The following is a 12,102-nucleotide window of genomic DNA, read 5'->3' on the forward strand; positions in this document are numbered from 1 at the left end:
CGTAGCAGGCCAATATCCGGAGCAGATATCAGGACTCGGTGCTCGCGCGCTGCGAGGCGGTCGCCGATGGGGTCAGCCTCGGCACCACGACCAGACGGTTGAACTCACCGTTGTCGTAGGCTTTCATGAATCGATCATAGTCCTTGATCGAAACGCAGCCGTTGGAGTCGCCACGAGGCCCGAGCATGTAATTGTGGGTGAGCAGGCCGACGCGGCCGAGCGCGCTGGTGCCCTCGGTGGGCGTCAAGCGCAGTGCGCGGACGCCGTGAAACAGTTTTTCGCGCGGCTTCAGGTCGTAGGTCGCAGGCGGGGTCGCGCCAACCATGCGCTGGTCGACGTGCTCCGGGTCGTCCATCAGCGCGCCCATGCCGGAATGCGCTTCCAGCGCGATGCCGCTCGGCAGGTAAAGCGCCTTGGCCGAGATGTCGTAGACCGCGGTGCGCGAATCGTAGCCAAGCGCGGCGAGATCCGGCGCCTTGCCGAACAGGCCGCTGTCGGGCGTCAGCGAGGCCAGCCTGATCTTGTCGGTGAATTTTTCGAAGAAATTGCGGTTGTCGACACGGGGGTTGGTCTCGGCATAAGCCTGGCTTGAGGCAATCTGGGCGGAGATGTCCGCCTGGGGCGGGCGCGAGCGCGGCATCGGGATGGCGTCAGCACGCTGCGATTGTCTCGTCTCCTCGGACATATGCCGGTCGTCATCGGTCAGGGTCGAGCGCCAGTCGTCGCCCTGGAGCTTCTGGGCGAGCATCGCCTTGGCATCGCGCAATTTGAGCTGGACTGCATTGACCGCGGAGCGCTCCAGCGTTCGCAGGCCGAGCTCGCGGGCGGGCGGACTGCTGGAAGCCGAAGCGAATCGATCATCGAACGAAGGCGCATTGGCCGGCGGCAGTGCGGCGGTGACCAGCGAGGCCGAACCGCCGATATCCGCGACCCAGGCGGCAGCGCCCAGTGCCAGCGCGACGGCGGCCAGAGACAGCAATATCGTCTCGGCTCGCCCAATACGGCGGCGCGACAATAGCCCCTCGGCTCGTGCCCGGTCGGAAACCATCAGATCCCCAAAATCGACCCCCGAGGGGACCCACCCCCACCCGGAGATCTTCTACCAGCTACCACATTGGGAGCCAAAAGTTAGGCATAATCGCGGCCGGCAAGGGCCCCGGCAAGCCATTCCAGGGTATCCCGAGGTATCTTATGACCGATCCGTTCGATCTAGAGCGCTTTGTCCGGGCCCAGGACCCGGTCTATGGCGACGTCCAGGGGGAGCTGACCCGGGGCCGAAAGCAGAGCCACTGGATGTGGTTCGTCTTCCCGCAGGTCGCCGGTCTCGGCTTCAGCGCCATGTCCCAGCGCTACGCCATCACCTCCCGCGCCGAGGCCCAGGCCTACCTCGCCCACCCCATCCTCGGTCCGCGCCTGATCGAATGCACGCGGCTCGTGCTCGCCGTCGAGGGCCGGACCATCAACGCCATCCTCGGCGCGCCCGATGATGCCAAATTCCGCTCGTCGATGACGCTGTTCGACGCGGTGTCCGACGAGCCCGTTTTCGACGAGGCGCTCGCCCGGTATTTTTCGGGCAAGCGCGATCAGGCAACGCTCGATATCCTCGCGGCCCTTGAGCGACAGCCCAAGTGACCGCAGCCACCAGCGTAAACCCGGGATTAACATCGCCTGCCTATTGTCCGTGCAAATAATTTCCCGCGCCAGTTGCCGGACAGAATCATGAAAATCGGTACGCTCCTGACCACCGCCATCGTCTCGCTCTCGACAGTGGGCGGCGGCCTCGCCGTCTACGTCGCCGTGACGAAATACCAGACGATGGAACGGATCACCGAAGCGCAGGGGCGGCTGGCGATCGTCCGCGCCGTCAGCGACATCCCGCGCTACCTCAATCCCGAGCGCGGCTTTTCCACCAACATCCTCTACGGCCCTCCCGCGGTCGACCCGGCGCTGCTTGCCGAGCAGGACAAGCTGCGCAAGCAGACCGATGCCGCCCGCGAAAGGATGAACGCGCTGCGCAAGGACCTGCCCGGCCCGTTCGATGACGGCAACACCACCGGCGGCAACATCGACGCCATCAATTCGAAGTTCACGGCGCTGCGCGAAGCCATCGACAAGGCGATGGCAGGCCCGCCGGAGGCGCGCAAGGATGCCGCCAAGAAGATCGTCGCCGACAACGCCGTGCTCAACGCCGGCGTGACCGCGCTGCTCAACGAGCAGGTTCGCCGCATGGCGATCCTCAACGGCGATGCCTACCGGCAGGCAAGCTACGCCAACATCGCGATGACATTGCGCGACGTGGGCGGCTTCAACTCCAGCCTGCACAAGAATCTCGTCGGCGGCAAGAAACCGGCGACCGATGCCGAGAAGGCCGAGATCAGCCGCTCGCAGGGCCGCAACGATCAGATCGTGATGTCGCTGCTGGAGTTGCGCGGCAATCCCGCAACGCCGGCGAACGTCGCCGCCGCGCTGGAGAAATTCAACGCGATCTACATCGAAGAGTTCGGCCGCGAGCTCAAGCTGGTGAAGGAGGGTGCGGTCAGCGGCAAGTACGAACACGACATGGACACCTATTACACCGCCACGCAGCGCGGCCTCAGCACCATTATCGAGGTCCGCGACGCCTTCTACGACAACGCCGAGCAGATTCTCGCCGGTGCCTCCACTGCGGCCCACACCAGCTTCACCATCGCACTCGCGGGCCTCCTCGCCGTGCTGATCGCCAGCGCCGGCCTCATCGTCACGGTCCGCCGCCGCGTCTGCGCCCCGATCGTCAACCTGACGACGCGGATGTCGCGGCTTGCCGAAGGCGAGGTCACGGAAGAGATTCCCGGCGCCGAGCGTTCCGACGAAATCGGTGCCATGGCCGCGGCGGTCCGGGTCTTCAAGGACAACATGATCCGGGCCGACAGCCTCGCGGCGGAGAAGCAGGCCGAGAACGACGGCAAGATGCGCCGCGCACAGGCGCTCGACGGGATCACCCGCGCGTTCGAAGCCAAGGTCACCGAGCTCGTCGGCGGCTTGTCCCGCGCTTCAGCCACCATGGAAAGCACGGCGCAGTCGATGACCTCGACGGCTGCCCAGACCAACAGCCAGGCCGCCGTCGTCGCCGCCGCCTCACAGCAGACATCGAGCAACGTGCAGACGGTCGCGAGCGCCACCGAGGAGCTGACCTCTTCGATTTCGGAGATCGGCCGTCAAGTGGCCCAGTCCACCGAGATCGCGGCCCGCGCCGTCGACAACGCCCGCCGCACCGGCGACACCGCCCGTGCGCTGGCCGAGGGCGCGCAGAAGATCGGCGACGTCGTCACGCTGATCCAGAGCATCGCCGAGCAGACCAATTTGCTGGCGTTGAACGCGACCATCGAGGCCGCCCGCGCCGGCGACGCCGGCCGCGGCTTCGCGGTAGTTGCTGCCGAGGTGAAATCGCTGGCGGGCCAGACCGCCAAGGCCACCACCGAAATCTCCGAGCAGATTTCGGCGATCCAGGCCGCGAGCGACGAGACCGTCACCGCGATCCGCAACGTCGCCGACGTCATCGGCGAGATCGACCAGATCGGCACCGCGATCGCGGCCGCGATCGAGGAACAGGGCTCGGCGACCAAGGAGATCGCCCGCAGCGTCCAGGAAGCCGCGCGCGGCACCCAGGAGGTCAACACCAACATTTCAGGCGTGCAGCGCGCCGCCGACGACACCGGTACGGCCGCGCGGGAGGTGCTGGGCGCAGCCGAGCAGCTCTCGTCCCAGTCACGCGATCTCGCCGGACAGTTCGACCGCTTCCTCGGTGAGGTCAGGTCGGCGTAAGGGCTTAGTACGGCGGCGCCTTGCGCGCCTGCTGCGCCTTGGCCGCCTCGATCCACCATGCGAGATCGTCGGCGAAGCGCGGGAACGAGCGTTCCAGCGCTTTGCCGCCCTCGCCGATCGGTTCACCCGCTTCCGACAGCGTCTGTGCGATCGGGCCGACGCCGATGGTGCTCGACACCACCACCATGCCCATCTCCGACAACGTGCCATGCCAGGCGGTCGAGGCACGCGCGCCGGACAGGCGGCCGGCCGAGTAGCTCACGATCGCGGCTGGGCGCCAGAACCACTCCTCGAGGAAGTGGTCGGTAAGATTCTTCAGGCCCGGCTGGATGCCCCAATTGTATTCGCCAGTGACGAAGACGAAACCATCGGCGCCGCGGATCTCTCCGGCGAGCTTCTCCAGCGCCTCGGGTGCGGAGCCCTTGGGGTATTCCTTGTACATGCGATCGAGCATCGGCAGGCCGATCGCCTTGGCGTCGATAAACACGACGTCGTCGCCGCGGGCGCGCAGGCGATCGATGACGAAATTCGCCAGGCGTATGCCCATGCGGTCGGAACGGTAGGAACCGTAGAGGACGAGAATGCGATTGCTCATGGGCAGCAGTCTAGCACGGATCATCAGGCCGGCCCTCAACGTTTTGACGCGCTAAGTTCGCCGTCCGGATTCAAGCGTTTGCGACGGTGTCTCGCCGAACTGGTCGCGATAGCTTCTGGAGAAGTCGCCGAGATGCCAGAAGCCGAACGCCAGCGCGACGGCCTTGACACTATCGGCACCCGCGAGCAGCCGCTGACGCACCAGCCACAGCCGCCGCAGGCGCAAGTAGCGGTGCAGGCTCATTCCACGATAGCGGCGGGCGACGTCGTGCATGGTGCGAACGGACAAGCCGAGTTTGCGCGCGATCTCGTCGCTGTAGATGGGCAGCGAGAGGTCGTCGGAAAGCAGCGCGCGGATGTCCTGAAAGACTTTGAAGTTGCGCTCGTCATTGGGGCGCAGGGTCCATCGCGCGGGAACGATACTTTCGAAAATTGCGTCCACAGCGCCGAGCAGGGTCTCCTTCATGCCGGCCGCCTTCAGCGGCAAGTCGGGCGAGGCGACGGGCTCCGACGCGGCTTCCAAGACTTCCCGGACCACACCGCGAAGCCGGCTCAAGCCCGCAGCGGTCGTTTCGAAGATGTTGAAGCAGAGGGTTGCTTGTGGCCAGCCGCGATCCGTCACCTCCGGCCTGAACACCACCGAGGCGATTTGCCGCTGCACCTCCTCGATGATGGTGTAAGCCGCGCCGCCGCTGCCGATGACGATAACGGGTCGTATACGCCGCGCGCCGTTGAATCGAACGGTCACGTCCAAATCGTCCATCGTGAATCCGATCGCGGTACAATTCTCGACGAGCTGTGCGTCGACGACCCGCGGAAATGCCCGCGTCAAATTCACGTCGCAGCCGGGTAGCGACAGAATACTCTGCTCGGCCGAAATCCTCCGTACAAAAGGCGTGAACTCGAAGTCGAGCCCTCGTATGGCGTTTCGAAATTCATCGACGTCGGTGAAGCGAAATACCTTTGGCGCCAGCGTCGGCGGATCATCACTTCTATTCATGGCAATGTGAACTTCGCGTCGCAACACACGCGTCCGGCGACGATGCCGGCCCGCTTCTGCGCTCCGTGTGCCTTAAGTCTGAAAGAATCACTTCGAACTATGCCGACCAGTTGGCGAGCGTCGAAGTCCAAGGACAAGGCGGCGCATCAAATCTCGCCAATTTTCGATAGCGTTTTCCGTGTGGCCAGCGGTGCAGGTATACCTAGACGAGCAAAATCCAAACTTCAAATTAACGTCTGTCGGGCGGAATAGGTGCAGTTCGATAGTCCAAATTAATTTTAGGTCAGGCCCCTGCCATGATGGCAAATTCGCCTGCTGATATTCTTGCTGAATTGGAAGAGGTGGTCGCAACCTACCCACCGCACCGTTGCGCACGCATTCTCGCCGGCATGGTGCAGTTGCTCACTGGCAGCCGCGGCCAGTGCCGGGAATTGCTCGTCAACGTGGTCGACGGTGTTCTGCTGCGATTGACGGAACGGGTCGAGGCCAGCGCACTGGTTCAGCTCAGCACGGCGCTCGCGGAACTTGACATCGCGCCTCCCGAAACATTGTGGCGTCTCGCCTCGCACGATAGTCCGGACGTGGCATGTCCTGTGTTGCTCAAGTCGCGTGCACTTTCCGCAGCCGATCTCGAGGCTGTCATTGACTCCCGTGGCGAGTGGCATCGACGCGCGATCGCCGCGCGCAGCGACATCGCGCCGACGGTGACTGAGGCGCTGATCAAGCACGGCGGCCCGATCTGCCTTGACCTGATCAAGAACCAGGGAACGAAATTCTCCGACGCAGCCTATGCAGCGCTAATTGCCAAGGCCGACCAGGACGGCGAGATCGCGAAGGCGCTGGTGCTCCGGCCCGGCACGCCCGATCTGGTCGTGCGCAAGCTGCTCTCCGCCCCACCAGCCCGGAAGGCACCCGCCCCGTCCGCCGCAGCGCCGGTGCCGGAAGCGGAGCCGGCTCCGCCAAAGCGGCCTTGCCGGGCCGACTACGCGGGCGCGAGGCCGGAGATCGTCGCCCTCAACCGCGTCGGCAAGCTCAACGATTCCACGGTGAACCGCTTTGCGATCCGCGGCGAGACGGCCAATTTGTTCACGGCGCTGTCGGTGCTTTCAGGGGCGCCGCTCGAAATTATCGAGCATGTCGCGAGCGATGACGATTGCGAGGGGCTGGTCATGGCGTGCCGGGCGTCGCGGCTAAACTGGCAGACCACCCTTACCATCCTGAGCAACCGCAGCGGAAAAAGGCTCTCCTATTCCGAGCGCGAGCGCGCGCAACGGATCTTCGAGACGCTGCTTCTGTCCACCAGCCAATGGACAGTGCGATGGGGGCAAATAGTAGCAAACGCCAGCACAGGCGACCCGGGAAATTGCAGCCCGAAGATGGGGGTTAGCCGATGAAGTTCGACGGTCGCAAAGCGATGCGCGTAAAAATGGATCACAAGCAGCCTGTCAATCTAATGGGCTCGGACGGCACTTGGCGGCGCAGTTGCGTTTTGCTCGACATATCGCAAAGCGGTGCCAAGATCGAGGTCGAGGGCACGCTCGACGTGCTCCAGGCCAAGGAATTCTTCCTGCTGCTGTCCTCGACGGGGCTTCGCCTACCGGCGCTGCGAACTGGTCTGGATCGACGGCACCACGGCCGGCGTGCACTTCGTCACCGCAGACGGCAAGAAGAAACCGGCAGCCTCTGTGCAGGCTGCCGCTCAGAACAAATAGGCCCAAGGATTCATCAGCCCGATCCAACTCCAGCATGATTCAGGTCAACCGTGCAGAACGCGCGAACTATATCCCGCCCCGTCAAAGGCGACGGCGGCATCCGAGAGAAGGAAGCGGCACGCCCATTCGTGCATGTGCTGGCTGACTCCTCGGAAAAATTGTCGAGCGTCTGTTCGATTCTCGAGCAACGGTTTGCCGTCGCAGGCGAACGGCTCGACGCAGAAGCCAAGCTGTCCCAGATGCCGTTCGCGATCGTCATCCGTGCGGAATTGCGTGACGTCCACACCATCGCGGCCATCAAGAAACGAGCCATAAAGTTCGCAAAGGCAACGAAGCGCATCTTCCTGGTCGAGCACCCCTCTCACATGAGTATCTCGCAGGCCTACGCGCTCGGGGCCACGCTCGTCCTTCCCGGGACGATCGACAAGATCAAGCTGCTGGCAGCGCTGGCTGATTCCGCCGAAGAGGCGTCTGCTTCCTCAGGTCAGGCGCCGCAGCAGGACAATGCCGTCGAGGCCGCGGCGACGGCGATCGCGTCGATGTTCACGGCCGTCGCGCTCGGCGAGCCCATCGATGTCGACGGCACGAAGGAAGCCGGCCGCAAGATCGCTGATCGCATCACCCAGCATGGCTTGTCCGAGTGGCTCACCACTGTGCGGCGCCACCACGAGGGAACCTACCAGCACTGCCTGCTCGTGACCGGCGTTGCGATCGACTTCGGACTGAGTCTCGGTGTGGGCCGCGCCGATCTCGAGCGGCTGTATTCGGCGGCCATGTTCCACGACCTCGGCAAGGCCCGGATCCCGCTTGCCATCCTCGACAAGCCCGGCCGTCTCGATCCGGCCGAACGTGCCATGATCGAGACTCACCCGATTGCGGGTTACGATTTCCTGAAAGACCACGACAATATCTCACCGGAGATCCTCGATGCCGTGCGGCATCATCACGAATTTCTTGACGGCAGCGGCTATCCGGATGCACTCGGGGCCGAGAGTATTGGCGACATCGTGCGGATTCTCACGATCTCGGACATCTTCGCGGCCCTGATCGAGTATCGGCACTACAAGCCGACGCTGCCACGCAGCGAAGCCTATGACATCCTATGCGGGATGAGCGGAAAGTTGGAGAAGGCGCTGCTGACCGCGTTCAGGCAGGTCGCTCTCACGAGGTAAGCGCAGCAACCCGTCTCGACCCCAGTCTAGTGCGCGGCGCGATGTCTGGTGCGGCGCGGAACGGTCCGGCAGGCGAGCCCTTCGGCCAGCAGCTTCATGTCCTCGTGCCGGCCGCTGCGGATCAGCCGGCCGAACTCTTCGGGTGTGAAAGGAAGACTTGGATCATCATCGATCGGACGCCGCACTCGCGGGCCGAAGAACCGTCGAACCAGGCTAGCGAGCCGCCGCATGTCAATTCCCTCGCGCCAGCATCAAACCTTTCAGTCCGCACATTGTTCCTCCTGCACGATCGAGATTGCAAGAGGCCGCCAAGCGGTCCGCACCAAAAATTTCGGCGAGAGAATAATCTCCTCTGCCCGCACTACTCGGCGAATCCGACGTAGCGCACGAAATCGTCGTTGCCCTCGCGATCGGAGCGCACCGCGTTCGCGGCAAAGTTGTCGTCAGGATAGCCCATCGCGACGCAGGTAATGATCACCTCGTCCTCCGGAATGTTTACGACCTCGCGCACGATGTCAGAGCGCATGATGCCCTGCCCGTTGATCACCGAACCGAGACCGCGGTCCCAGGCCGCGAGCACGATGCCGTAGCAGAGCGCGCCCAGGTCGAAATGGCAGACCGCGCCGGGATCGAGCACGCGGTCATAGGTCAAGACCAGCGACACCGGCGCATCGAACTGGCGGAAGCCGCGCAGCACCCAGTCCTGCCGCATCGGCTTGTCGTCGCGCGCGATCCCCATCGCGCCGAACAGTTTCTTGGCGACGTCGACTTGCCGGGTCCGGTGCACGCCCTGATACTCGCCGTGACTGACGATGTCGCGCTTCACCTTGGCGCCGCCAACCATCTCCTCCATGTTGCGTCGGCGCAGCCGTTCCAGCGGACCGCCCGTGAGCACGTGGACGTGCCAGGGCTGGGTGTTCATCGACGAGGGCGCACGCTTGGCGCTGTCGATGATCGCTTCGATCACCGCGCGCGGCACCGGCTCGTTCCTGAAGCCGCGCACGCTGCGGCGCGACTGGACCAGCGTTTCGAATTCCACCTCAAGACCTCCCTGCCCGTTCATCCCCTGGCGCGCCAACACGCGAGCGGTTGCCGATGCGGCGCGCAATATCTATGCTAACCCGCAAGCAAGACCAAGAACCCTGTGAGGATCCCATGAAAGCCAACATGGCTGCACCGCTCGATCCCGTCATCGCCCAGATCATTCCGCTGCTGCCAATGCGCGATGCCACGACGATGACGCCACAGAGCGCCCGCGATTCCTTGCGTGCACTGGCTGCCTCACGCGCGGCCATAGCGCCACCACCGGTCGACATCATCGCGAATATCAAGGTGAAAGGCGGCGCCGGTCCGCTGGATGCACGGGTCTACCGCGTCGGCACCACGCCGGCGCCGACCGTGGTGTTCTTCCATGGTGGCGGCTGGGTCGCGGGCGACCTCGAGACCCACGACCGGCAGGCACGCAACCTTGCGATCGAGACGGGCGCGGTCGTCGTCTCCGTCGATTATCGCCGTCCGCCCGAAACGCGTTTTCCCGGCGCGTTCGAGGACGCCTTTGCCGCGGTCAGCGACGTGTTTGGCCGCGTCGCGGAATTTGGCGGCGATGCAAAACGCTTCGGCGTTGCCGGCGACAGCGCCGGCGGCAATCTCGCCGCCACCACCGCGATCGCCTGCCGCGACGCCGGCATCAAGCTCGCGGCGCAACTCCTGGTCTACCCCGTGACCGACGTCCTCGGGAGTTATGCGGACGCGCGCGAGAACGCACGCTTCCCCTCGCGCGCCGAGAATGCCGAAGGCTACTTCCTCTCGCGCGCCGTGATGGAGTGGTTTTGCGGTCATTATCTCGCCGATCCCTCTCATGCGACCGACTGGCGCGTTTCACCGCTGCGCGCGGCTTCGCTCGCCGGCGTCGCGCCCGCGATCGTCACCACCGCCTGGTTCGATCCCCTGCGCGACGAAGGTGCAGCCTACGCACGGGCGCTGGAGGCAGCCGGTGTGCCGGTGAAGCATCATGAAGGCCCCGGCCTGATCCACGGCTATTTCGGCCTCGGCGACGCCTCCGAGGTGGCGCGAGCCGAAGCGCAGCGCGCACGCGCGGACTTCAAGGCGCTTCTCGCGCGCGGCGCCTGAGGGCGATATCCGGAGCGGCAGGATCGACCGCCGCGCCGGCCGGCGTTCAGGACTTGGCAGCGGGCACCTCGAAGAAGCCCGTCGCCTGAACGAGGCGGCCATCGTCGCCGAAACGGCCGAAGCTCTCGCCCGTGACGAACACGCGACCGGCGCCGTCATACATCGTCCAGCGAAAAAGCCCTTGATCATGGTGCTCGAGGAAGCTGTCATTCCTGAAATGCGCGCCAGGAAACTTGAGCTGGGTTTGACCGATGCGCGCCATCAAGGCGTCGCGTCCCTCAACCTGCGAGCCCGGATCGGTATACACGCAGTCCGCGACCACGCTTTGCTCGAGCAGCCGACGCCGCTCGTCCTCATCGATGGGTCCCCACGCCGCCTGATAGGTGTTCCAGGTCTTCAGTCGCGCTTCATCGTTCATCTCGCAGAACCTCTCGTGGCTTCATGCCGCTTTCGGTCATATTGACAATTATTGATACTTTGTCAATTTGACCCGACGTTCAGTTCCGACGCTTGTGAGGCTCATGGCTCGTTCCAGCATTTCGAAAGAAGAGCTCGCCGTCGAGGCTGCGACGGAGGTCTTCTCCCGCTACGGCCATGCCCGCACGACGATGGGCGACATCGCCGCCAGGGCGGGAATGTCGCGGCCGGCGCTGTATTTGCTCTTCCCCGACAAGGACGCCGTGTTCGCGGCGGTGATCCAGCGAATGGACGAGCAGAAGCATCGGGAGATCAGGGCCGCAATCGCGCGCCTCGACGGCCTTCACGCCAGGCTGCTCCACGCCTGTAAATCCTGGGGATCGCATGGCTTCGACCTGATCGAGGCGCATCCCGATTCGGCAGATCTGTTCGACCTCCGTTTCCCCGCAGTTCGGAAGGTCTACGACAACTTCCAGTGTTTGGTCGCCGACCTCATCCGCGATCAGGTGAATGCCGCCGGGATAGCGGTCGAGCCGGAGGTGCTGGCGCGATGCCTGGTGTTCGGCATGCGGGGACTGCGCGAAACCGCCAGGAACGGCAAGGAGATGCGGCGGCTGATCGCCGTTCAGGTCACCACGCTCGTCAGAAGCATCAATGACGGCACTTGAGCTTCGAAGAGCCGCCTACCGCGCCTTCCCCGCCCGCTGCGCGTCGGTGTGCCCCCAAGTTTGGTCCCAATCCTGACCGGCGGCATCGACGACGCGGCCGTCGGCTTCGAAGAACTTGTTCGGCACCTGGAAGATCGCCAGGATCAGGGCGCCCTCCGGGCACCAGGCGGCATGCCGGCTGCCCGCCTCGCGCCAGATGAATTCGCCGGCCTTGCAGGTAATCCCCTTGGCCGGTCCCTCGTTGTCGACGAGAGCGCCCTCGATGACATAACTCTGCTCGACGCCGACATGCTCGTGATCGGGCAGCACCGATCCCGGCGCAAAGCGCATCAAGGCCGTCATCAGACCGCTGCTGCGATCGAACAGCAGCGTCTTGGCCTCGCAGCCGGGAAAGCGCGTCTTCTGCCATTCCATCTCTTGCGGCCGAACCAGGTGAGAATGCCGGTCAGAAGCGGCATCCGGCATGTTCGCAATCAGGGTCTCCATTACGATGCTCCCTTTCGGCTAAACTCGCCTGAAGCTAGCAGGATCGCCCGTCCCGGTCAGCGAGCAGTGCAGCAGGCGTCGGCCCTTTCGTACCCGCGGTCGGAAATCGCCAGCAAGACCGG

At 64.4% G+C, this 12,102-nt stretch carries 13 protein-coding genes and 1 pseudogene; 7 read left to right on the top strand and 7 right to left on the bottom strand.

Annotated features, from left to right (window positions below; genetic code table 11):
• Nucleotides 1-28 precede the first annotated feature (28 nt).
• Complete coding sequence (locus tag AB3L03_RS01885) at nt 29-979, bottom strand: DUF2778 domain-containing protein (RefSeq protein ID WP_204511041.1); 951 nt, start codon at nt 977-979, stop codon at nt 29-31.
• Nucleotides 980-1,191: 212 nt separating this feature from the next.
• Here AB3L03_RS01885 and AB3L03_RS01890 point away from each other — a divergent pair, with 212 nt between their 5' ends.
• Nucleotides 1,192-1,632 carry a DUF1810 domain-containing protein gene (locus AB3L03_RS01890; RefSeq protein ID WP_204511040.1) on the top strand — a complete coding sequence of 147 codons (441 nt, stop codon included), beginning with the start codon at nt 1,192-1,194 and terminating at the stop codon, nt 1,630-1,632.
• Nucleotides 1,633-1,719: 87 nt separating this feature from the next.
• On the top strand, nt 1,720-3,801 hold the full coding sequence (locus AB3L03_RS01895) for a methyl-accepting chemotaxis protein (protein ID WP_204511039.1): 2,082 nt from the start codon (nt 1,720-1,722) through the stop codon (nt 3,799-3,801).
• 4 nt (nt 3,802-3,805) lie between these two features.
• On the opposite strand, the gene AB3L03_RS01900 is transcribed toward AB3L03_RS01895, so the two are convergent.
• Complete coding sequence (locus AB3L03_RS01900; RefSeq protein WP_368508155.1) at nt 3,806-4,396, bottom strand: NADPH-dependent FMN reductase; 591 nt, start codon at nt 4,394-4,396, stop codon at nt 3,806-3,808.
• A 51-nt stretch (nt 4,397-4,447) separates the two neighbouring features.
• Nucleotides 4,448-5,395, bottom strand: a complete 948-nt coding sequence (locus AB3L03_RS01905) for an AraC family transcriptional regulator (protein ID WP_204511038.1) — start codon at nt 5,393-5,395, stop codon at nt 4,448-4,450.
• Nucleotides 5,396-5,691: 296 nt separating this feature from the next.
• Here AB3L03_RS01905 and AB3L03_RS01910 point away from each other — a divergent pair, with 296 nt between their 5' ends.
• From AB3L03_RS01910 to AB3L03_RS01920, 3 genes and pseudogenes are all read left to right on the top strand, one after another.
• On the top strand, nt 5,692-6,789 hold the full coding sequence (locus AB3L03_RS01910) for a DUF2336 domain-containing protein (RefSeq protein WP_018456359.1): 1,098 nt from the start codon (nt 5,692-5,694) through the stop codon (nt 6,787-6,789).
• Nucleotides 6,786-7,107 (top strand): annotated as a pseudogene (locus AB3L03_RS01915) (PilZ domain-containing protein). Before AB3L03_RS01910 ends, AB3L03_RS01915 begins: the two are co-directional and overlap by 4 nt.
• 50 nt (nt 7,108-7,157) lie before the next feature.
• A complete protein-coding gene (locus AB3L03_RS01920) occupies nt 7,158-8,279 on the top strand; it encodes an HD-GYP domain-containing protein (RefSeq protein ID WP_085353014.1) in 1,122 nt (373 codons plus the stop codon).
• A gap of 26 nt (nt 8,280-8,305) precedes the next feature.
• Here the strand turns inward: AB3L03_RS01920 and AB3L03_RS01925 are convergent, their stop codons facing one another.
• Nucleotides 8,306-8,509 (bottom strand): hypothetical protein, encoded by a 204-nt coding sequence (locus AB3L03_RS01925; protein ID WP_018456356.1) that lies wholly within the window; start codon nt 8,507-8,509, stop codon nt 8,306-8,308.
• Nucleotides 8,510-8,640: 131 nt separating this feature from the next.
• Nucleotides 8,641-9,318, bottom strand: a complete 678-nt coding sequence (locus tag AB3L03_RS01930; RefSeq protein ID WP_368508156.1) for a nitroreductase — start codon at nt 9,316-9,318, stop codon at nt 8,641-8,643.
• Nucleotides 9,319-9,446: 128 nt separating this feature from the next.
• Here AB3L03_RS01930 and AB3L03_RS01935 point away from each other — a divergent pair, with 128 nt between their 5' ends.
• On the top strand, nt 9,447-10,409 hold the full coding sequence (locus AB3L03_RS01935; protein WP_368509119.1) for an alpha/beta hydrolase: 963 nt from the start codon (nt 9,447-9,449) through the stop codon (nt 10,407-10,409).
• A 46-nt stretch (nt 10,410-10,455) separates the two neighbouring features.
• On the opposite strand, the gene AB3L03_RS01940 is transcribed toward AB3L03_RS01935, so the two are convergent.
• Nucleotides 10,456-10,827 carry a nuclear transport factor 2 family protein gene (locus tag AB3L03_RS01940; protein WP_018456353.1) on the bottom strand — a complete coding sequence of 124 codons (372 nt, stop codon included), beginning with the start codon at nt 10,825-10,827 and terminating at the stop codon, nt 10,456-10,458.
• Between the two features lie 103 nt (nt 10,828-10,930).
• Between AB3L03_RS01940 and AB3L03_RS01945 the strand changes: the two genes are divergently transcribed.
• Nucleotides 10,931-11,494 carry a TetR/AcrR family transcriptional regulator gene (locus AB3L03_RS01945; protein WP_018456352.1) on the top strand — a complete coding sequence of 188 codons (564 nt, stop codon included), beginning with the start codon at nt 10,931-10,933 and terminating at the stop codon, nt 11,492-11,494.
• 15 nt (nt 11,495-11,509) lie between these two features.
• On the opposite strand, the gene AB3L03_RS01950 is transcribed toward AB3L03_RS01945, so the two are convergent.
• Nucleotides 11,510-11,980: a cupin domain-containing protein gene (locus AB3L03_RS01950; RefSeq protein ID WP_018456351.1), complete on the bottom strand. Its 471-nt coding sequence runs from the start codon at nt 11,978-11,980 to the stop codon at nt 11,510-11,512.
• Nucleotides 11,981-12,102 lie beyond the last annotated feature (122 nt).

It is taken from the genome of Bradyrhizobium lupini, from assembly GCF_040939785.1.
Taxonomy (GTDB): Bacteria; Pseudomonadota; Alphaproteobacteria; order Rhizobiales; family Xanthobacteraceae; genus Bradyrhizobium; species Bradyrhizobium canariense_D.